This is a genomic window from Cellulomonas sp. ICMP 17802, assembly GCF_041295535.1.
Taxonomy (GTDB): Bacteria; Actinomycetota; Actinomycetes; order Actinomycetales; family Cellulomonadaceae; genus Cellulomonas.
Window position 1 is genome coordinate 18208 of sequence record NZ_JBGFQZ010000031.1, and the last position, 21403, is coordinate 39610.

General features: G+C 72.4%; 13 protein-coding genes. 10 read left to right on the top strand and 3 right to left on the bottom strand.

The genetic code is table 11. The annotated features are described in order from the left end of the window. Positions 1-2: 2 nt before the first annotated feature. Positions 3-1514 carry an IPT/TIG domain-containing protein gene (locus AB5970_RS16635; protein ID WP_370505067.1) on the bottom strand — a complete coding sequence of 504 codons (1512 nt, stop codon included), beginning with the start codon at positions 1512-1514 and terminating at the stop codon, positions 3-5. 192 nt (positions 1515-1706) lie between these two features. Here AB5970_RS16635 and AB5970_RS16640 point away from each other — a divergent pair, with 192 nt between their 5' ends. From AB5970_RS16640 to AB5970_RS16655, 4 genes are all read left to right on the top strand, one after another. After that, complete coding sequence (locus tag AB5970_RS16640) at positions 1707-3353, top strand: FAD-binding dehydrogenase (RefSeq protein WP_370505068.1); 1647 nt, start codon at positions 1707-1709, stop codon at positions 3351-3353. 75 nt (positions 3354-3428) lie between these two features. Next, positions 3429-5450 (top strand): alpha-1,4-glucan--maltose-1-phosphate maltosyltransferase, encoded by a 2022-nt coding sequence (locus AB5970_RS16645; protein ID WP_370505069.1) that lies wholly within the window; start codon positions 3429-3431, stop codon positions 5448-5450. Continuing rightward, entirely contained in the window at positions 5447-7219 is a 1773-nt protein-coding gene (gene treS, locus AB5970_RS16650; protein ID WP_370505070.1) for a maltose alpha-D-glucosyltransferase, read from the top strand. The genes AB5970_RS16645 and treS overlap by 4 nt, the downstream gene beginning before the upstream one ends. Beyond that, positions 7216-8472, top strand: coding sequence for a maltokinase N-terminal cap-like domain-containing protein (locus tag AB5970_RS16655; RefSeq protein WP_370505071.1), 1257 nt, complete (start codon positions 7216-7218; stop codon positions 8470-8472). Before treS ends, AB5970_RS16655 begins: the two co-directional genes overlap by 4 nt. Here AB5970_RS16655 and AB5970_RS16660 read toward each other — a convergent pair. Beyond that, a complete protein-coding gene (locus AB5970_RS16660) occupies positions 8456-9697 on the bottom strand; it encodes an ROK family transcriptional regulator (RefSeq protein ID WP_370505072.1) in 1242 nt (413 codons plus the stop codon). The genes AB5970_RS16655 and AB5970_RS16660 overlap by 17 nt on opposite strands. Before the next feature lie 205 nt (positions 9698-9902). On the opposite strand from AB5970_RS16660, the gene AB5970_RS16665 reads away from it, so the two are divergent. Genes AB5970_RS16665 through AB5970_RS16675 form a run of 3 tightly spaced genes read left to right on the top strand, consistent with a single transcriptional unit; the run spans position 9903 to position 13028 of the window. Continuing rightward, a complete protein-coding gene (locus tag AB5970_RS16665; RefSeq protein WP_370505073.1) occupies positions 9903-11228 on the top strand; it encodes an ABC transporter substrate-binding protein in 1326 nt (441 codons plus the stop codon). A gap of 7 nt (positions 11229-11235) precedes the next feature. After that, the gene (locus AB5970_RS16670; protein ID WP_370505074.1) at positions 11236-12210 is read left to right on the top strand and encodes a carbohydrate ABC transporter permease; all 975 of its coding nucleotides are present in this window, start codon (positions 11236-11238) and stop codon (positions 12208-12210) included. After that, the gene (locus AB5970_RS16675) at positions 12207-13028 is read left to right on the top strand and encodes a carbohydrate ABC transporter permease (RefSeq protein WP_370505075.1); all 822 of its coding nucleotides are present in this window, start codon (positions 12207-12209) and stop codon (positions 13026-13028) included. Before AB5970_RS16670 ends, AB5970_RS16675 begins: the two co-directional genes overlap by 4 nt. A 10-nt stretch (positions 13029-13038) precedes the next feature. Here AB5970_RS16675 and AB5970_RS16680 read toward each other — a convergent pair whose 3' ends face one another. Beyond that, positions 13039-15171 carry an alpha-galactosidase gene (locus tag AB5970_RS16680; protein WP_370505076.1) on the bottom strand — a complete coding sequence of 711 codons (2133 nt, stop codon included), beginning with the start codon at positions 15169-15171 and terminating at the stop codon, positions 13039-13041. A 231-nt stretch (positions 15172-15402) separates the two neighbouring features. Here AB5970_RS16680 and AB5970_RS16685 point away from each other — a divergent pair, with 231 nt between their 5' ends. The 3 genes from AB5970_RS16685 (at position 15403) to glgB (ending at position 21253) form a co-directional block, all read left to right on the top strand. After that, positions 15403-17919: a glycoside hydrolase family 2 protein gene (locus tag AB5970_RS16685; RefSeq protein ID WP_370505077.1), complete on the top strand. Its 2517-nt coding sequence runs from the start codon at positions 15403-15405 to the stop codon at positions 17917-17919. Between the two features lie 187 nt (positions 17920-18106). Continuing rightward, the gene (locus tag AB5970_RS16690; RefSeq protein WP_370505078.1) at positions 18107-18961 is read left to right on the top strand and encodes a LacI family DNA-binding transcriptional regulator; all 855 of its coding nucleotides are present in this window, start codon (positions 18107-18109) and stop codon (positions 18959-18961) included. A 111-nt stretch (positions 18962-19072) separates the two neighbouring features. Continuing rightward, positions 19073-21253, top strand: a complete 2181-nt coding sequence (gene glgB / locus AB5970_RS16695; protein WP_370505079.1) for a 1,4-alpha-glucan branching protein GlgB — start codon at positions 19073-19075, stop codon at positions 21251-21253. Positions 21254-21403 lie beyond the last annotated feature (150 nt).

The following is a 21403-nucleotide window of genomic DNA, read 5'->3' on the forward strand; positions in this document are numbered from 1 at the left end:
CGTCACCCGGCGACGAGGTACCCCAGCACGTCGACGGCGACGTCCACCGGCCCGGAGAAGGTGTCGCTGTAGAAGTCGACCCGGCCGTTCTCCGGGAGGTCGACCACGACCATGTTCGGGACGTCGCGCCCGGGGATGTAGTTGATCCACGAGGTCCCCGGCGGCCTGGTAGCCCCCGAACCGTCGGCGTCGGCGTAGACCCGCAGGTTGCCCGGTCCGGCCGGGCCGATCGCCGTGACGTTGAGCACGACCGCGGTCGCGTCGGCGGGCACGGACCCCACCCCCCGGAGCGGCACCGAGCGGATCTGCTGCCCGGGGAGCGCCCCGTCGAGGGGCCCGACGTGCGCGGGGCCGGGTCGGGTGTCCACGACCCGCGACGGTGTGACGGTGTGCAGCGCGGCCGGCGGCGTCCTCGTCCAGCCGATCACGTCGACGACGACGTCGACGTCTCGGTCGGTGTCCGACCAGAACGAGACCTGGCCCGACTCGGGGAGCCCGACCAGCGTGCTGTTCGACTTGTCGACGCCCGCGGCGTAGTTGACGACGGACGCCGTCGGGACCGCCTCGCCGGCCGGGAAGACGCGGAGGTTGCCGGTGCCACCTCCCACCACCCCGACGGTGAGCAGCACGGCGGTGGCGTCCTCGGGAACGTTCTGCAGGCCGGCGACGTCGATCGTGTACACCGTGCGCGGCTTCACCGGTCCGGTCACCTGACCGCCGGCCGTCCGCGTGTCCAGCAGCCGGTACGACCAGTCGGTGGCCGCGATCGAGGCCGTGCTGTACCCGACCAGGTCGACCTTGAGTCCGACGTGCTCGGCGCCGCCGGTGCCGTAGCAGAGCTCGCCGCCGGGGGTGAACGCATTCACCACGCTCGTCGTCGCGACGTCACGACCCGGCTCGAAGTTGACCGTCGCGGCGCTCGGGAAGGCCCCGGGTGGGAGTCCCCCGAGGTAGACCGTGGCGAACCCCGGACCACTCGGGTGCACCGCCGTGACGTTGATGATCGCCACGGCCGCCGTCGGGGGCAGCGAGGCGAGCGCGGGGACGACGAAGCACCGCCGCTCGTTCGGACGGACGTCGGGGTCGTCGAGCACGCGGGTGGGCGCCAGGAACTGGGTCCCCTCGTAGGTGAACGTGCCGGCCGCGACGGTCCCGGCCGGGGACTCGAGCGTCACGGGCCACGGTCCGACACCCCATCGAGGCGTGGTCACCTGCAGCTCGGTCGACGACACGATCTCCAGCGACGTGCCGGTCCGGTAGCCCCCGAACCACACCGCCGTCACGGAGTCCAGCCCGGTGCCACGGATCGTCACACGGGTGCCGCCGTACTCGTGGCCCCTGGCGGGCGACAGGGACGAGACTGCCGGCGCGACGGCCTGCGCGACCACGGGACCTGGCGCGGTGGCGGACGCCGGAGCCGCAGTCAGCCCGGCCGCGACGAGGGCCGCGATGCCGACGACGGCCTGGGCCGCGCGCAGGCGCATCCGGGTGGGGCTCGATCGGCGCACCGTCACGGGGTTCCTCCCTGGGCCCGAGGCCGGGCGCGGCAGCACGCTAGCGGAGAGCGTCGGTCGACATCACCGAAACCGCCTGAATCCCTCCGTTCGGCGTCGCGGTCGAGGCGGCCCGGGTCGTCGCTGAGCTCGTCGGTCACGACACGGGTCGTCGGGTTCTGGACACGCGTCCAACCGCGTACCGTACGAGCCATGACGCACTCCGATGTCGTGGTCGTCGGCGCGGGCCTGGCCGGGCTCGTCGCCACCGCCGAGCTCGTCGCCGCCGGTCGCCGGGTCACCCTGCTCGACGCCGAGCCGGCCGCGAGCCTCGGCGGCCAGGCCTTCTGGTCGTTCGGCGGCCTCTTCCTCGTGGACTCCCCCGAGCAGAGACGCCTGGGCGTCAAGGACTCCGCGGAGCTCGCGCTGGCCGACTGGATGGGGTCCGCCGACTTCGCCACCGACGGCTCCGACCGCTGGGGCCGCGCGTGGGCCGAGGGGTTCGTCGACTTCGCCGCCGGCGACCTGCGGCCGTGGCTGTACGCCAAGGGCGTGCGCTGGTTCCCGCTCGTGCAGTGGGCCGAGCGCGGCGGGTACCTCGCCGAGGGCCACGGCAACTCGGTCCCGCGGTTCCACGTCACGTGGGGCACCGGTCCGGGCATCCTCGAGCCGTTCGTCGAGGCACTGCTCGACGCGCGCCGCGCCGGGCTCGTCGACGTGCGGTTCCGGCACCGCGTGACGGACCTGGTGACGACGGACGGTCGCGTGACCGGCGTCCGGGGCGACGTGCTGGTGCCCGACAAGGCCGAGCGCGCGGTCCCGAGCTCGCGCGAGGTCGCCGGGCCGTTCGAGATCAGCGCGAGCGCCGTGGTCGTCGCGACCGGTGGGATCGGCGCCAACCACGACCTCGTCCGCAGCACCTGGCCCGCGAGCGCCGGCCGCCTCCCCGAGCGCATGCTGTCGGGCGTCCCGGACCACGTCGACGGCTCGGGCATCGCCGCCGCGAAGGCGTCGGGCGCAGCCGTCGTGCACGAGGACCGCATGTGGCACTACCCCGAGGGCATCACCAACCACTCGCCGGTGTGGTCGCAGCACGGCATCCGCATCCTGCCCGGGCCCAGCAGCCTGTGGCTCGACGCCGACGGCAACCGCCTGCCGGTCCCGCTGTTCCCGGGCTTCGACTCCCTCGGCGCGCTCCAGCACATCACCTCGCGCGGCGACGACCACTCGTGGTTCGTGCTCGACAAGACGATCCTGGGGTCCGAGTTCGCGCTGTCCGGCTCCGAGCAGAACCCGGACCTCACGGGTAAAGACATGAAGCTGCTGCTCGAGCGCGTGAAGCCCGGAGCGGTCGGACCGGTCGAGGCGTTCGCGGAGAAGTCGGACGAGTTCCTCTGGGCCGACACCCCCGCCGAGCTGGCCGCCAAGATGAACGCGCTGTCCGGCTCGGACCGCATCGACGCCGCGGCGCTGGAGCGGACGATCGTCGCGCGCGACCGGCAGGTGGAGACCGGCCTCGGCAAGGACCTGCAGGTCGTGGCCACCGCGATGGCGCGGCGGTACATCGTCGACAAGCTGATCCGCGTGGCCAAGCCGCACCGCCTGCTCGACCCCGAGCACGGCCCGCTCCTGGCGGTCCGGCTGTCGGTGCTCACGCGCAAGACCCTCGGCGGTCTGCACACCGACCTCGAGGGCCGGGTGCTGCGCCCCGACGGCCAGGTGCTGCCGGGACTGTGGGCCGTCGGCGAGGCCTCCGGGTTCGGCGGCGGCGGCGTGCACGGCCACCGCGCGCTCGAGGGCACGTTCCTCGGCGGCTGCCTGTTCACGGGTCGGACGGTCGGACGCGCCCTCGGCGCGTAGCCGGACGGTGAACACCTCGGTGCTCCGGCGCGCTCCGGATGCCCCCGACCTGGACCTACGGATAGGTTCGGGAGCGTGACGACTCCCTCTGCGCCGCTCGGCACCTCCGTCGGCCGCATCCCGATCGTGGACGTCTCCCCCGTCGCCGAGGCCGGGCGGTTCCCGGCCAAGGCGGTGGTCGGCGAGGCCGTGCCCGTCCGGGCCACCGTCTTCCGCGAGGGGCACGACGCCGTCGGGGCCACGGCGGTGCTCACCGACCCCTCCGGCCGCGACGTGGCGAGCGCCCGGATGGTCGACATCGCGCCCGGCCTGGACCGCTTCGAGGCGCGTCTGGTGCCGACGTCCGTGGGCGACTGGACGTTCCGGGTGGAGGGCTGGTCGGACCCGTACGGCACGTGGGCGCACGACGCCGAGATCAAGGTCGAGGCGGGCGTCGACGTCGAGCTCATGCTGACCGAGGGCGCCCTGCTGCTCCAGCGGGCGGCGGGCCGCACGGGAGCGGACGCGATGCCACCGGCCGCGGCCCGCGTGCTCCTCGACGCGGTCACCGCGCTGCAGGACGTCCGCGACACCCCGCACCAGCGGCTCACCGCGGGACTGTCCGCCCCGGTGCACGCGGCGCTCGCCGAGACACCGCTACGTGACGCCGTGACCCGGTCGGCCGCGTACCCGCTGACCGTCGAGCGTCCCCTGGCCCTGGCCGGCGCCTGGTACGAGCTCTTCCCCCGCTCGCAGGGCGCCCGGTACGACGCGGAGATCGGCGAGTGGGTCTCGGGCACGCTGCGCACGGCCGCGCTCGACCTGCCGCGCATCGCGGGCATGGGCTTCGACGTCGTCTACCTGACGCCCGTGCACCCGATCGGCTCGACGTTCCGCAAGGGCCGCAACAACTCGCTCTACGCCGACCAGGGCGACCCGGGCTCGCCGTACGCGATCGGCTCGCCCGCGGGCGGGCACGACGCGATCGAGCCGACGCTCGGCACGTTCGACGACTTCGACCACTTCGTCGCCGCCTCCCGCGCGCTCGGCATGGAGGTCGCGATCGACATCGCGCTCCAGTGCTCGCCCGACCACCCGTGGGTCACGGCGCACCCGGAGTGGTTCACCACGCGCGCGGACGGCACCATCGCGTACGCCGAGAACCCGCCGAAGAAGTACCAGGACATCTACCCGCTGAACTTCGACAACGACCCCGAGGGCATCTACACCGAGATCCGCCGGGTGCTGCAGGTGTGGATCGACCACGGCGTGACCCTGTTCCGCGTGGACAACCCGCACACCAAGCCGCTCGACTTCTGGGCGCGCATCCTCGCGTCGGTGCGGGCCGCCCACCCCGACGTGATCTTCCTGTCCGAGGCGTTCACGCGGCCGGCCATGATGCAGACCCTGGCCAAGATCGGGTTCCACCAGTCGTACACGTACTTCACCTGGCGGAACACGAAGGACGAGATCACCGCGTACCTCGCGGAGGTGTCGGGCGAGCAGGGCGCGTGGATGCGGCCCAGCTTCTGGCCGACGACGCACGACATCCTGCCGCCGTACCTGCAGGCCACGGGCGTGCGGGGCTTCGCGGTCCGCGCGGTGCTCGCGGCGCTGGGTGCCCCGACGTGGGGCATCTACTCGGGCTACGAGCTGGTCGAGGACGTGCCGCGGCCGGGCGTCGACGAGCAGATCGACAACGAGAAGTACGAGTTCAAGCCCCGCGACTGGTCGAAGGCCGACGCCATCGGCATCAACCTGCTGCTGGGCCGCCTGAACGAGCTCCGGCACACGCACCCGGCCCTGCAGCAGCTGCGCAACCTCACCGTCCTGCCGACGTCCGACGACGCCCTCGTGGCGTTCGCCAAGCACCTCGACGCCGAGCACTCCCCCTCGGGCCGGGCCGACACCATCGTCGTCATCGTCAACCTCGACCCGTGGAACGCCCGGGAGGGGTCGGTCCAGCTGGACCTGCACGCGTTCGGCCTGGACCCGGGCCGGCCGGTCGTCGCGCACGACATCCTGTCCGACGAGACCTACGAGTGGGGCCCCTCGGTCTACGTCCGGCTCGACCCGATGATCCGTGCCGCGCACGTGGTCCACCTGGTCGCGCCGTGAGCACCCCCGACGTCCCCGTCACCGGCCGGCACGCTCGGGAGCCGGCACCCACCACCGCGCAGATCGTGCTTCCCGCACGGCGCACCCCGACGCTGCCGCACCAGGAGGCGGACACGCCTGGCCTCACCGACGACCCGGAGTGGTACCGGACCGCGGTGTTCTACGAGGTCATGCTCCGGACGTTCTCCGACAGCTCGGGCCAGGGCAGCGGCGACCTGCGCGGCCTGATCGACCGGCTCGACTACCTGCAGTGGCTGGGCATCGACTGCCTGTGGCTGCCGCCGTTCTACCCGAGCCCCCTGCGCGACGGCGGCTACGACGTGGCCGACTACACCGCGATCGCCGGGCAGTACGGCACCATGGCCGACTTCACGGAGCTCATCGAGCAGGTGCACGCCCGCGGCATGCGCATCGTGGTCGACCTCGTGATGAACCACACCAGCGACCAGCACCCGTGGTTCCAGGCGTCGCGCTCCGACCCCGAGGGGCCGTACGGCGACTTCTACGTGTGGAGCGACGACAACACGAAGTACCAGGACGCCCGCATCATCTTCGTCGACACCGAGACGTCCAACTGGACCTTCGACCCCGTGCGCCGGCAGTTCTTCTGGCACCGGTTCTTCGGCCACCAGCCCGACCTCAACTTCGAGAACCCGCGCGTGGTCGAGGCCATGCTCGACGTCGGCCGGTTCTGGCTGGGCATCGGCGTCGACGGCTTCCGGCTCGACGCGGTGCCGTACCTGTTCGAGGCCGAGGGCACCAACTGCGAGAACCTGCCCGAGACGCACGCGTTCCTGCGCAAGGTCCGCGCCATGATCGACCAGGAGTTCCCGGGCCGGATCATGCTGGCCGAGGCCAACCAGTGGCCCGAGGACGTCGTGCACTACTTCGGCACCGAGGAGGAGCCGGAGTGCCACATGTGCTTCCACTTCCCGGTCATGCCGCGCATCTACTACTCGATCCGCGACCAGCGGGCCACGCAGATCATCGACATCCTGGCCGACACCCCGCCGATCCCGAACAACGGCGCCCAGTGGAGCACGTTCCTGCGCAACCACGACGAGCTCACGCTCGAGATGGTCTCCACCGAGGAGCGCGCGTCGATGTACGGGTGGTACGCGCCCGACTCGCGCATGCGCGCCAACGTGGGCATCCGGCGCCGGCTGGCCCCGCTGCTGGACAACTCGCGCAAGGAGATCGAGCTCGCGCACGCGCTGCTGCTGAGCCTGCCGGGCAGCCCCTGCCTGTACTACGGCGACGAGATCGGCATGGGCGACAACATCTGGCTGCCCGACCGCGACTCGGTCCGCACACCCATGCAGTGGACCCCCGACCGCAACGCCGGCTTCTCGACCGCGGACCCGGGCAAGCTCTACCTCCCGCTGGTCCAGTCGCTGGTGCACCACTACAGCCACACCAACGTCGAGGCCCAGCTGGCGCAGCCGACGTCGCTGCTGCACTGGGTGCACGGCATGCTCACGGTCCGGCGCCAGCACCCCGCGCTGGGGGCGGGCGACTTCGAGGTGCTGGCCTGCGACAACGAGTCGGTCCTGGCGTTCTGCCGGCACACGGACGACGAGACGATCCTCGTCGTCGCCAACATGGCGTCCACGGCACGCGCCGCGACCGTCACGCTGAAGGACCGCGCGGGCTGGTCGGTGCACGACGTGTTCGGCGGCGCCCCGTTCACCCCGGTCGCGGCCGACGGGTCCGCCTCGTTCACCCTCGGGTCGCGCGACTTCTACTGGCTGGAGCTGACGGCGCCGTGACCCTGACCGCCCGCACGTCCCCGGACGACGCGCGCCTGCTCGAGGTCGTGCGGGACTGGCTGCCGACGAAGCGCTGGTTCCCGGCGAAGGGGCAGGTCACCGAGCTGACCGCGACCGCCTCCTTCGCGCTCGCCCCCGACGTGACCGTGCTCCTGGTACGGGCCCGCGCGGGATCCATCGACGCGCTCCTGCAGGTGCCGCTGGTCCTCACCGACGGCCCGACCGCGGAGGCGATCGGCACGCTCGACGGCCGCAGCGTCCTGGACGGCGCCGACCACCCGTCGTTCCTGCGCGCGTGGCTCGCGGCCGCCGACGGCCCGGGCGCCGACGTCGACGTGACCGCCGCCCGGGCGATCTCGGGCGAGCAGTCCAACACGTCCGTGATCCTGCCGGGCGCGCGGCCGGGCATCCTCAAGGTCCTGCGCGCGGTGGCCCCGGGCGAGAACCCGGACGTCGACGTCCCCCGCCACCTGGTCGACGTCGGCTGGCAGCACGTCCCCGCGCCCCTGGCCTGGCTGCAGGCCGAGTGGCCGGGCCACGACGGCGAGCCGGTCACCGGCTACCTGGGGGTGCTCGCGGCGTTCGTCGACGCGGCCGAGGACGGCTTCGAGCTCGCGTGCGCGTACGCGGGCCGCGGCGAGTCGTTCGCGGACCTGGCCCGGTCGCTGGGGTCGATCACGGCGACGATGCACGACGCCCTCGTCCGGGCGTACGGCGTCGAGGAGGTCGACCAGGGGCCGGAGGAGGTCGCCCGCGCGGTCGCCACGCGGTTCTCGTGGGCGCTGTCCGCGGTCCCGTCGCTCGCGCGGTTCGCCGACGGCGTCGCGGAGGTCGTCGCCGAGGTGCGCTCCCTGCCGTCGGCTCCCCCGCGCCAGCGCGTGCACGGCGACCTGCACCTGGGCCAGGTGCTCCGCTCGCACGACGCCTGGTTCATCATGGACTTCGAGGGCGAGCCGCTCGCGCCGCTCGCCCAGCGCACCCGGCCCGACCTCGCCCTGCGCGACGTGGCGGGCCTGCTGCGCTCGCTCGACTACGCCGCGGCCGTAGGCGGCCTCTCGGGGGCCGCCGCCGCGGACTGGACCGCCGCCGCGCGCGCGGGCCTGCTCGCCGGGTACGGGGGCGGGGACCAGACGCTGCTGCGCGCGCTCGAGCTGGACAAGACCCTGTACGAGGCGGTCTACGAGTCCCGGAACCGACCGACGTGGCTGCCGATCCCGATCGCGGGGCTGGAACGGCTCACGCCCCCGCGGTGACCTCGAGCGGCAGCTCCAGCGGCATGCGGACGCCCACCTGCCGGGGGGCCAGCTCGCTCTGCAGCACCAGCGCGGCGGCGCCCACCGCGGCGGCCTCGGGCGCGTTGGAGGAGATCGTGACGCGCACGGCGTGGCTGCCGCGCGCGAAGAACGACTGCCCCAGCCGGCGCTCGATCTCGGGCAGGTAGAGCGAGCCCGCGAGCGCGAAGGCAGGCCCGGTGAGGATCACCAGCTCGAGGTCGAGCACGTTGGCCAGCGTCTGCGCGGCGACCCCGAGGTACCGGGCCGACCGCTGCAGCAGCTGCATCGGCAGGTCCTCGCCGCGGCTGGCGGCCCGGGCGAGCGACCCGAAGCTCTCGGCGACGTTGCGACCGGCGAGCTCGATCCCGGCCGCGCGGGCGGCCTCGACCACCGCCGCGGGGCCGGCCAGCACCTCGACGCAACCCACGCTGCCGCACCAGCACGGCGGCCCGTCGAGGTCGACGCAGATGTGTCCGACCTCCCCGGCGTTCGAGCTGGACCCGCGGAACACCGTGCCGTCGACGATGATCCCGGCGCCGATGCCCGTGCCCATGTAGAGCGCGGCGAACGCCGACCCCGTCGCGATGCCGCCCGACCAGTACTCACCGATCGCCGCGGCCGTGGCGTCGTTGTCCAGCAGCACGGGCAGGCCGACGGCGTCCTCGAGCGCCGCGCCGAGCGGGAACTCGGCCCAGCGCTGCATCACGGGCGGCGTCAGCGTCATGCCGGTGGAGGCAGAGATCGGTCCGGGCGAGACCACGCCGAGACCGAGGACGCGCCGGGGGTCGACGCCCACGCGCGTGATGGTGGCGCGGATCTCCGCGGCGATGCGGGCGACCACCTCGCGCGGGTCGTCGGACCCCGCGCCGGGCCGGCGCCAGCGCGCGACGATCGCGCCGCCGAGGTTCGCGATGACGTAGGTGATCCCGGCGTGGTCGAGGTGCACACCGATGGCGTAGCGCGCGGACGGGTCGAGCTGCAGGAGCATGCGCGGCTTGCCGCCGGTGGACTCGGCCCTGCCGACCTCGAGCACCAGGCCGTCGTCGATGAGCCGGCGCACCACCGTGGAGATGGTCGCCCCGGTCAGGCCGGTCGCGCGCGTGAGCTCGACGCGGCTGATCGTGCCGGCGGCCCGGATGAGGTCGAGGATCGCCGACCTGCTGCTGGCGTGCGCGGCGCCGAGGCCCGGCTGCGAGCCGCTCACACGTCCTCCTCCATGGGGTGTCCCCCTCCTGGCACACCATAACGATCCGGGAACGGGTGGAACCCGCCCAGACACGCCCGTTGACTAACTTTGTTCACTTGCCTAAGAATGCCACGCGGGAGCACAGACGCTCGACCCCGGGCTGCTGTGCCTCATCAGACCCCGGCCGGCACGCGGAGGTGCCGGCACGACGAGAGGATCAACGATGTTCCCTCACCAGCGCCGCACCCGCCTCGCGGCGGTCGTGGCCACCAGCTCGGTCCTCGCCCTCACGGCCGCCTGCTCGGGCGGCGGGAGCGGCGGCGAGGCCAACGACGACGGCACCCCGTCGGGGTCGATCACGGTCCTGACCTGGCGCACCGACCGCGTGGAGGACGGCACGTTCGACAAGTACGTCGAGGAGTTCAAGGCCAAGTACCCCGACGTCACCGAGGTCAAGGTCGAGGGCGTCAAGGACTACGAGGGCACCGTCAAGACCCGGATGAACACCGACGACTACGGCGACGTCCTCGCCATCCCCGGCTCGGTCACCCCGGACCAGCTCCCCGACTTCTTCGAGCCGCTCGGCGACCAGGCGGAGATGGCGAAGGAGTACCGCTGGATCAACGACAAGTCCTTCGAGGGCAAGTCGTACGGGATCCCCGTCGTCGGCAACGTCCAGGGCATCCTCTACAACAAGCGCGTGTGGGCGGACGCCGGGATCACCGAGTACCCGACGACCCCGCAGGAGTTCCTCGACGACCTGCAGGCCGTGAAGGACAAGGGCATCAAGGTCGCCCCGCTGTACACCAACTACAAGGACTCGTGGGCGCTCTCGCAGTGGGACGGGTGGCTCGGCGCGGTCACGGCCGACCCCGACTGGAAGAACGCGCTCGTCGAGCAGGACGCCCCGTGGACCGACGACAGCGACTACGGCGTGACCGACGGCCTGCTCTACGACGCGGTCGCCCAGGGCCTCACCGAGGCGGACCCGACCACCACCGACTGGGAGGGCTCGAAGCGCATGATCGGCGTCGGCGAGATCTCCGCGATGCAGCTGGGCTCGTGGGCGATCCCGCAGATGGCCGCGGCCGCCGAGGCGGCGGGCGCCGACCCGGCGGACATCGGCTACATGCCGATCCCGGTGCAGGTGGACGGCACGTTCCACGCGATGGCCGGCGGTGACTACAACCTCGGCATCAACGTGAACTCGAAGAACAAGGCCACCGCCCGCGCGTGGATCGACTGGTTCAACCACGAGTCGGGCTACTCCGAGGCCGAGGTCGGACTCTCGCCGATGATCGACGGTGCCGTCCCGGCCGCGCTCGAGGGCTTCATGAAGGACGTCGAGCTCATCACGGCGAACCCCGCGCCCGCGGGCAAGGAGTCGCTGTTCGCAGACATCGATACCGCGTCGGGCATCGTCACCACCGACCCCAAGTACCGCCTGCAGATCATCGACGACGCCCGCTCCGGAGCCCGCACCAAGGAGCAGATCTTCGACGACCTGAACGCCAAGTGGGCCGAGGGACGCGCCGACGCCGGCGCGTGACGACGCCATGACGACCGCATCCTCCAGCATCACCAGCCAGGTCGCCGCCCACGTGGCGGAGCCTGACCTGGCCCGCCCCACCCGGAAGGTTCCGGGGGGGGCGGGCCGCCGCTCCGCGTGGTACCGCCGGCTCACGCCGTACCTGTTCCTGCTGGTCCCGATAGGCCTGCTGCTGCTCCTCACGTACACGCCCGTGCTCAACATGTTCTGGTACTCCGTCACGGACTGGGACGGGCTCGACAAGACCAAGACCTTCGTCGGGCTCGACAACTACGTCGAGGTGTTCACGGACCCCGACAACCTGCGCGTCTTCTACGTCTCACTGTTCTACGTCGTCGGCTCGTTCGTGCAGATGGCGCTCGCGCTCTACTTCGCGACGATCCTGTCGTTCAAGGTCCGGTTCAAGAACCTCTGGAAGGGCATCCTGTTCTTCCCGTACCTCATCAACGGCGTCGCGATCGGCCTGATCTTCCTCAACTTCCTCAAGCCGGGCGGCGGCCTGGACACCGTCCTGATGAACACGGGCCTGCAGAGCCTCATCCACCAGTGGACGGGCGACCCGGACGTCGCGAACTACTCGCTCGCGGCCGTCTCCGTCTGGCGCTACACGGGCCTGACGTTCGTGATGTTCCTCGGCGCGATCCAGTCGATCAACTCGGAGATCTACGAGGCGGCCGCGCTCGACGGCGCCAACCGCTGGCACGAGTTCTGGTCGATCATCCTGCCGTCCATCCGCCCGATCGTCGGCCTGGCGTTCATCCTCGGCATCTCCGGCTCGCTGTCGGTGTTCGAGATCCCGTTCGTCATGACCAACGGCGCCAACGGGACGGAGACGTTCGTCATCCGCACCGTCTGGATGGCCTTCCAGCGCAACATGGTCGGGCTCGCGTCCGCGATGGCCGTCGTGCTGCTGCTCTTCGTCCTGCTGGTCACCTGGCTCCAGCGCAAGCTCGTCCCGGAGGAGGAGGTGGACCTCACGTGAAGGTGGCCGCCGGCACCGCGAAGTACGTCTCCCTCGTCGTCGCCTCGATCGTCACGCTGCTGCCGCTCGGGCTCATCCTGTTCGGGTCGTTCAAGACGAACCAGGAGTTCCTGGCGACGAACCCGTTCCAGCCGCCCGAGAACTGGTTCAACCTCGACAACTACGTGCTGGCCTTTACGCGGGGTGGCATGGCGCTGGCGTTCCTCAACACGGCGATCATCTTCGTCGCCGCCATCGCCGGCACCATCCTCATCGGCGCGGGGACCGCGTACGCGCTCGACCGCTTCCGGTTCCGGGGCCGCAGCCTCGTGCTCGTCCTGTTCCTGCTGGCCACCCTCGTGCCGGGGGTCACCACGCAGGTGGCGACGTTCCAGATCATCAACGCGCTCGGGCTCTACGGCTCGCGCTGGGCGCTCATCCTGCTGTTCATGGGCACCGACATCGTGTCGATCTACATCTTCGTGCAGTTCATGCGCAGCATCCCGCGCTCCCTGGACGAGGCCGCGATGATCGAGGGCGCCGGGCACCTGCGGATCTTCTTCCAGATCATCCTGCCCAACCTCAAGCCCGCGATCGCGACCGTCGTCATCATCAAGGGCATCGGCATCTACAACGAGTTCTTCCTGCCGTACCTCTACCTCAACGACCCGGACACCCTGCCGATCTCCACGGCGCTCTTCGCCTTCAAGGGGCCCTACGGCTCGCAGTGGGAGGCCATCTGCGCGTGCGTCGTGATCACGATCATCCCGATCCTCGTGCTCTTCCTGTTCCTGCAGCGCTACATCTACAACGGCTTCACGTCGGGCGCGACGAAGTAGGGGCGCCGACTCACACCCGCGTCGCGCGCACCAGCGCGATCCGCTCGGGCAGCTGCCGCGGCGCCTCGAGCCCGGCGCCCGACAGCAGGCGCCCGGGCAGCCGCAGGCCCTCCGGCGTCCACCATGCGAGCTCCGGACCGTCGACCCCGTCGCCGGGTGCCTGCGGGCGCACGTGGTAGGTCACGTCGGGGTCGAGCCCCGGGAGGGTGACCCGGTCGGCCGGCCCGGACGCCGAGCTCGCCGTGAGGGCGATCGCGAACAGGGCGTCCGAGCCGTCCTGCGCCACGACACCGTGCACGGCCACGGCCGGGTCGGCCAGGTCCGCGTGCACCGAGACCCCGGAGTGCAGCAGCGGCCGGACGTCCTTGTACAGGGCGACCCACGCGGCGAGCTCCGCGCGCTGCGCCTCGTCGGCCTCCTGCAGGTCCCACTCGATGCCCAGGTGCCCGAACAGCGCGGTCGCGGCCCGGAACGACAGCGCGTGCCTGCGGCCGGTGCTGTGCGCGGTCCCCGAGCCGACGTGCGCGCCGATCAGCTCGAGCGGGACCAGCAGGTTGGTCCACCGCTGGATCTGCTGACGCTCGAGCGCGTCGATGCAGTCGCTGGCCCACACCCGGTCGGTGCGCTGCAGGATCTCCAGGTCCACGCGGGCCCCGCCGGACGAGCACGACTCGATCTCGACCCCGGGGTGCAGCGCGCGCAGCTCGTCGAGCAGGCGGTAGACCGCGAGCGTCTGCCCGTGCACCCCGGGCGCTCCCCCGTGACCCGCGTCGACCAGGTCCCGGTTGTGGTCCCACTTGAGGTAGCCGATCGCGTACTCGGTGAGCAGCGCGTCCAGCCGCTCGAGGATGTACGCGTACGCCTCGGGCACCGCCAGGTCGAGCACCTGCTGGTGGCGGGCCTCGCGCGGCAGCCGGGACGGGACGCGCAGCATCCAGTCCGGGTGCGCGCGGGCCAGGTCGGAGTCGGCGTTGACCATCTCGGGCTCCACCCAGAGGCCGAACTGCAGGCCGAGGCCCGTCACGTGCGCGACCAGCGGGTGCAGGCCGTCGGGCCAGACGTCGGCCGACACGTACCAGTCCCCCAGCGCGCGGGTGTCGTCGCGCCGGTCGCCGAACCAGCCGTCGTCGAGCACGAACCGCTCGGCGCCGACGGCCGCCGCAGCGTCCGCCAGGGCGGTCAGCCGGCCGAGGTCGTGCTGGAAGTACACGGCCTCCCACGTGTTCAGCGTGACCGGCCGCGGCGAGCGCGGGTGCTGCGGGCGTGCGCGCAGCCAGGCGTGGAACCGGCCCGCGAGCGCATCGAGCCCGACACCCCACGACCCGTACACCCACGGGCTCGTGTACGACTGGCCGCGCGCCAGGCGGACCTCGCCGGACCCCAGCAGCTCGCCGCCGCCCAGCAGCCCGGAGTGGTAGTGGCTGCGCTCGGCCAGCGAGCGGTGGTTCCCCGACCACGCGGTGTGCAGGCCCCAGACCTCGCCGCCGCGGTGGCCGAACCCCGGCGTGCCCGCCACCAGCACGAAGGCCGAGTCGTACCCCGTGCGCCCGCGCCGGTTCTCGCGCAGGCGGGTGCCGTGCGTGAAGGCCGTCCGCTGCGGGCTGCGCTCGCGGGCCCACTTGCCGGAGAAGTCGAGCAGCTCGGTCGCGGCCGCGGGCACCGGCATCGTGAGCAGCAGCCCGTCCAGCCCGTACACCTCGTCGGCCTCGTTGGTCAGCACCGCCCGCTGCCGCACCAGGCCCTGGGCGGTGAGCTCGAGCACGAGCGTCAGCCCCAGCCGCGCCGCGTCGTCGACCGCCTCGACCGTGAGCCGCTGCGTGCCGTCCTCCTCGGTGGCCACGTCGTGCGCGCGGACGACGAACCGCGTCGAGAAGTCCTGCCCGTCGCGGCTCCCGACCAGGCCCGGCGTGCCGAGGAACCCGGCCGACTCCTGCGGCAGCACCGCGACCTCGACCTGCCCGTCGACCGGGTAGCCATGGGCGACCGGCCGCCACGCGCGACGCGCCTCGCCCGGCTCGAGGTCCCCGACGTCGCCGCCCCAGTGCAGGATCCGCGGCAGCGTGCCGCCCGTGAGGTCGACGACCACGCTGACCCCCGCGGCGCGCAGGTGGACGAGGATGTCGGGGGTGGCGCTGTCGGTCACGGCGGGTGTCTCCTGATCCGGTGCGGGCTGTCTGGCTCGGGCGCGTTCGACGCGCCCCTGCACGCTACGGGTCCGGGGCCGATCCCGGCGTCATTGACTTACTTTATTCAGTTGTCTAACAATGATCCCAGGGTACTTGCCAGATGTTCGGCTCCTCCCGGAGGTGCCGACGAGGCGCGACGCAAGGATGCGGCGCGCCCACGCCGGACCCCCGGACCCAGGAGCTCGTCGATGAACACCCAGGACCTGTACGACGGCTGGTCGCTGACCGCTGTCGCCGGCCCCGTCCCGGCCGAGCTCGTCGGCCGCCGCGTGCAGGCGCGCGTGCCCGGCACCAGCCACACCGCGCTGCTCGAGGCCGGGCTGATCCCGGACCCGTACGTCGACCGCCACGAGGAGGACCTCGCGTGGATGCGCCGCACCGACTGGGCGTACGAGCGCGACCTCGACCTGGCGCCCGCCGCCGCCGACGAGCGCGTCGACCTGGTGTTCGACGGCATCGACACGGTCGCCACCCTCACGTTCGACGGCCACGAGCTCGGCCGGACCGCGAACCAGCACCGGTCCTACCGGTTCGACGTGCGCGACCTGCTGCGCCCGGCCACCCAGCGCCTGCTGGTCCTGCTGTCGTCGGCGCTGGTGCACGCGGAGGCCGAGGCCGAGCGCCTGGGCCCGCGCCCCCTCGCCTACGACCAGCCGTTCAACATGGTCCGCAAGATGGCGTGCTCGTTCGGCTGGGACTGGGGCCCGGACCTGCAGACCGCCGGGCTCTGGCGCCCGGTGCGCGTCGAGCGCTGGACGGTCGCGCGCCTGGCGGGCGTCCGACCGCTGGTCACCGTCGACGCGGCGGGCACGGGCCACGTGGCGGTGCACGTCGACCTGGAGCGCTCGGGCCTGCCCGGCGGGGACGCGCCGCTCGTCGTGCGCGCGCGCGTCGCCGGCGCGGACGTGTCCGTGCCGGTCGCTGGCGGCTCGTCGACCGCCACGGTCGACCTCGAGGTCCCGCACGCACCGCTCTGGTGGCCGGTCGGACACGGACCGCAGCCGCTGGCCGACCTCGTCGTGACCCTGACCGCCCCGGACGCGCACGAGCACCTGGACGCGTGGACCCGCCGCATCGGCTTCCGCACCATCGAGCTGGACACCAGCACGGACGACGACGGCACCGCGTTCACGTTCCGCGTCAACGGCCGCCCGGTCTTCGTCAAGGGCGCCAACTGGATCCCCGACGACCACCTGCTGACCCGGATCACCCGCGACCGCCTCGCGCGCCGCCTCGACCAGGCCGTGGATGCGAACCTCAACCTCGTGCGCGTCTGGGGCGGCGGCATCTACGAGTCCGAGGACTTCTACGACCTCTGCGACGAGCGCGGCCTGCTGGTCTGGCAGGACTTCCTCCTGGCGTGTGCGGCGTACCCCGAGGAGCAGCCGCTCTGGGACGAGCTCGAGGCCGAGGCGCGCGAGAACGTCGCCCGCCTGACCCCGCACCCCTCGCTCGTGCTGTGGAACGGCGGCAACGAGAACCTCTGGGGCTTCCTGGACTGGGGCTGGCAGGAGGAGCTCGAGGGCCGCACGTGGGGCTTCCGGTACGCCACCGAGCTGCTGGCGCACGTGGTCGCGGAGCTCGACCCCACCCGCCCCTACGCGGACGGCAGCCCCTACTCCCCCGGCTTCGCGCTCACCGAGGTGCACCCCAACGACCCCGACCACGGCACCCACCACCAGTGGGAGGTCTGGAACCGCGTCGACTACCGCGTCTACGGCGACGAGGTCCCGCGCTTCTGCTCGGAGTTCGGCTTCCAGGGGCCACCCACCTGGGCCACCCTCACCCGCGCGGTCCACGCCGTCGACGGCGGGCCGCTGACCAAGGACGACCCGGCGTTCCTGCTCCACCAGAAGGCCGACGACGGCAACGGCAAGCTCGACCGCGGCATGGCCCCGCACCTCGGCGTGCCGGACGACTTCACCGACTGGCACTGGGCGGCCCAGCTCAACCAGGCGCGCGCCGTCCGGTTCGCCGTCGAGCACTACCGCTCGTGGTGGCCCCGCACGGCCGGCGCGATCGTCTGGCAGCTCAACGACTGCTGGCCGGTCACGTCGTGGGCGGCGATCGACGGCGACGAGCGGCCCAAGCCCCTCTGGTACGCGCTCCGTGACGCCTACGCGCCCCGACTGCTCACCGTGCAGCCGCGCGAGGACGGCGAGGTGCTCGCGGTCGTCAACGACACGGCCGAGATCTGGCAGGGCGTCGTGCGCCTCTCCCGCCGGCTGCTGGACGGCACCGTGCTCGCCGAGGAGGACCTCGCGCTCGCCGTCGGCGCCTGGTCCGTCGGCCGGCTCGCGCTGCCGACGACGGTCGCGACCCCCGCCGACCCGTCGCGCGAGGTGCTCGTCGTCCGGCTAGGGGACCTCCAGGCCGTGCACACCTGGGCCGAGGACGTCGACCTCGCCCTGGACCCGGCAGCCGTGCGCGCGACCGTCACCCCGGTGCAGGACGGCTTCCGCGTGGACGTCACCGCGTCGTCGCTCGCCCGCGACGTCACGCTGCTGGTCGACCGGCTGGACCCCGACGCCTCGGTGGACCGGGCGCTCGTCGACGTCCCGGCCGGCGAGACCGCCTCCTTCCACGTCCGCACCCGCGCCTCCGTCGACCCCGCCGCGCTGACCCGCGGCCCGGTGCTCCGCTCCGCCAACGACGTCATCGTGCCGCGCATCGGCGCGGAGAACCTCACTCGGTCGCCGGCCTGAACGCCCACGGGCCCTGGACGTCGGTGCGACCACCCCGCGATCGGCCTGACTGCCCACGGGCCCTGGGGGCGGTGGGCGTGACCTCACCCCGTCGCGGGCCTGACCGCCCACGGGCCCTGGGACGGTGGACGTGACCTCACCCCGTCGCGGGCCTGACCGCCCACGGGCCGCAGGTACGCTCGCGACCATGACGCAAGGTCTCGACGCCGTCGGCCTGGTACTCGCCCGACCTGCCCGGATGCTCGGCTTCGAGCCCTTCTTCATGGAGCTCATCGGAGGCATCGAGGAGTCCCTGGCCGGCGAGAGCCGCTCCCTGCTGCTGCACGTCGTGCCCGACCACGAGGCGGAGATCCGGACCTACCGCCGCTGGGGCGAGGGCAAGCTCGTCGACGCCGTCGTGGTGGTCAACGTCGCCCTGGAGGACTCGCGCCTCGACGTGCTCGGCGAGCTCGGCATCCCCACGGTCGTCGTCGGCGGCCCGCGGCCCGACCTCCCGTTCGCCAACGTGTGGATCGACAACGCCGAGGCCATGCGCACGGCGGTCACCTACCTCGTCGGGCTGGGCCACCGGCAGCTCGCGCGCGTCAGCGGCCCGCGCCACCTCGCGCACACCCAGGCCCGCACCGAAGCGTTCCTGGGCGAGTGCGCCCGGCTCGGCGCGCACGGCACCGTGGTCGAGGGCGACTACGGCGAGGAGTCCGGCACCCGCGCCACCCGCGCCCTGCTCGGCCGCGGCGCTCCGCCGTCCGCGATCATCTACGACAACGACGTCATGGCCGTCGCCGGCCTCGGCGTCGCGCACGAGATGGACGTCCCGGTCCCCGAGCGGCTCTCGCTGCTCGCGTGGGACGACTCGGCGCTCTGCCGCCTCTCCCTCCCCGCCCTGTCGGCCATGAGCCTCGATGTGCACGCCATGGGCGTCCAGGTCGCCGACTGCGTGCTCAACCTCCTCGCGTCGGGCACCGTCCGCTCGTACACCGCTCCCCTGCCCCGCCTGGTGGCCCGCGGCACGACCACCACGGCCCCGCGCGACGACGCCTGAGGGCGAGCCGGGAGGTCGCCCGCGTGCGTCCCGACGCCCGATCGAGCCTGAGATGCAGGTCACCGGGGCGACCACCCTGCGCTCGAACCCCGCTGGTGGTTGGGTAGGGGCATGAGCCCGGCCGCACCGTCCCCGGTCCCCGTCGACGACGACACCCTCCGCACCGTCGCCCACGGGGCGTACTACGCACCGCACGACGTCCTCGGGCCCCACGTCGGGGGTGGCGGGGTCACGGTCCGGACCCTGCGACCGCTCGCCGAGTCCGTCGTCGTCGTCACGTCGACGTCACGCGTCCCGGCGCGCCACGAGCAGGACGGCATCTGGGTGGCCGTGCTGCCCGGCACCGATGTCCCGGACTACCGGCTCGAGGTCACGTACGACGGCCACGCCGCCGTGGCCGACGACCCCTACCGCTTCCTGCCCACGGTCCAGGAGCTCGACCGCCACCTCGTCCGCGAGGGTCGCCACGAGCAGCTGTGGACCGTGCTGGGCGCCAACGTCCGCACCTACCCCGGCGAGCTGGGCGAGGTGTCCGGCACGTCGTTCGCGGTCTGGGCTCCCAACGCCCGGGCCGTGCGCGTGGTCGGCGACTTCAACTACTGGCAGGGCGCGTCGCACGCCATGCGCTCGCTGGGCGACAGCGGCGTCTGGGAGGTCTTCGCCCCGGGCGTCGGCGCAGGCGCCCGGTACAAGTTCGAGGTGCTGGGCAACGACGGGTCCTGGCGCCAGAAGGCCGACCCGCTGGCCCAGGGCACCGAGGTCCCCCCGGCGACGGCCTCCGTGGTCGTCCAGTCCACCTACGAGTGGACCGACGCCGAGTGGCTGACCGCCCGCAGCGCCCGCGACCCGCACACCGCGCCCATGAGCGTCTACGAGGTCCACCTGGGCTCGTGGCGCGTCGGGCTGTCCTACCGGGACCTCGCGCACCAGCTGACCGACCACGTCGTCTCGCTCGGCTTCACGCACGTCGAGCTGCTCCCCGTCGCCGAGCACCCGTTCGGCGGCTCCTGGGGCTACCAGGTGTCGTCGTACTTCGCGCCGACCTCCCGGTTCGGCCACCCCGACGACTTCCGCTACCTCGTCGACACGCTGCACCGCGCCGGCGTCGGCGTCATCGTCGACTGGGTGCCGGCCCACTTCCCCAAGGACGAGTGGTCGCTCGCGCAGTTCGACGGCACCGCCCTCTACGAGCACCCCGACCCGCTGCTGGGCGAGCACCCGGACTGGGGCACCTACGTCTTCAACTTCGGCCGGTCCGAGGTCCGCAACTTCCTCGTCGCCAACGCCACCTACTGGCTCGAGGAGTTCCACGTCGACGGCCTGCGGGTCGACGCCGTCGCCTCGATGCTCTACCTCGACTACTCGCGCAAGCCCGGCCAGTGGCGCCCGAACCAGTACGGCGGCCGCGAGAACCTGGACGCCATCTCGTTCCTGCAGGAGGCCAACGCGACGGCCTACCGCCGCACGCCCGGCATCATGATGATCGCCGAGGAGTCGACGGCGTGGCCCGGCGTCACCGCCCCCACCGACGGCAACGGCCTCGGGTTCGGCCTGAAGTGGAACATGGGCTGGATGAACGACACCCTCCGCTACATGGCCGAGGAGCCCGTGCACCGGCGCTACCACCACAACGAGATCACCTTCTCGATGGTCTACGCCTACTCGGAGCGGTTCGTCCTGCCCATCAGCCACGACGAGGTCGTGCACGGCAAGGGCTCGCTGTACGAGCGCATGCCCGGCGACCACTGGCAGAAGCTCGCCGGCGTCCGGCTGCTGCTCGGCTACCAGTGGACCCACCCCGGCAAGCAGCTGCTCTTCATGGGCAGCGAGTTCGCTCAGCAGACCGAGTGGGCCGAGTCCCGCTCGCTCGACTGGCACGCGCTCGACGACCCCGCCCACCAGGGCGTCCTGCGCTCGGTCGCCGACCTCAACCGCGTCTATAAGGAGACGCCGGCCCTGTGGCAGCTGGACCACTCGCCGGACGGCTTCGAGTGGATCGACTCCGACGACGCCTTCCGCAACACCCTGGCGTACCTGCGCAAGGGGTACGACGCCCCGCCGGTGGCCGTCGTCATCAACTTCGCCGGGATCCCGCACGAGGGCTACCGCCTGGCACTGCCCCGCGGCGGCCGGTGGCGCGAGATCTACAACTCCGACTCCGAGGCGTACGGCGGCTCGGGCGTGGGCAACCTCGGCGAGATCCAGGCGCTGCCCGAACCGCACTACGGCCGGCCGTACTCAGCCTCGATCCGCGTTCCCCCGCTGGGCGTCGTCGTCTTCGAGGCCGGCTGACCCAGCCCGAGCTCACGACACAAAGGGGAGCCCTCCGGGGCTCCCCTTTGTGTTGTCGCCGTTCGACCGGCCGTCGACGCGAGGGCCGCGTCCGCCACGACGGAATGTCAGGAGAAACAGAAAGAGCCACCCCCGAAGGGATGGCTCTTT

Excerpts from the sequence above, each read along its gene's own strand:
- AB5970_RS16640 (WP_370505068.1), top strand. The coding sequence starts at position 1,707 with ATGACGCACTCCGATGTCGTGGTCGTCGGCGCGGGCCTGGCCGGGCTC.
- AB5970_RS16665 (WP_370505073.1), top strand. The coding sequence starts at position 9,903 with ATGTTCCCTCACCAGCGCCGCACCCGCCTCGCGGCGGTCGTGGCCACC.
- AB5970_RS16670 (WP_370505074.1), top strand. The coding sequence starts at position 11,236 with ATGACGACCGCATCCTCCAGCATCACCAGCCAGGTCGCCGCCCACGTG.
- AB5970_RS16685 (WP_370505077.1), top strand. The coding sequence starts at position 15,403 with ATGAACACCCAGGACCTGTACGACGGCTGGTCGCTGACCGCTGTCGCC.
- AB5970_RS16690 (WP_370505078.1), top strand. The coding sequence starts at position 18,107 with ATGACGCAAGGTCTCGACGCCGTCGGCCTGGTACTCGCCCGACCTGCC.
- glgB (WP_370505079.1), top strand. The coding sequence starts at position 19,073 with ATGAGCCCGGCCGCACCGTCCCCGGTCCCCGTCGACGACGACACCCTC.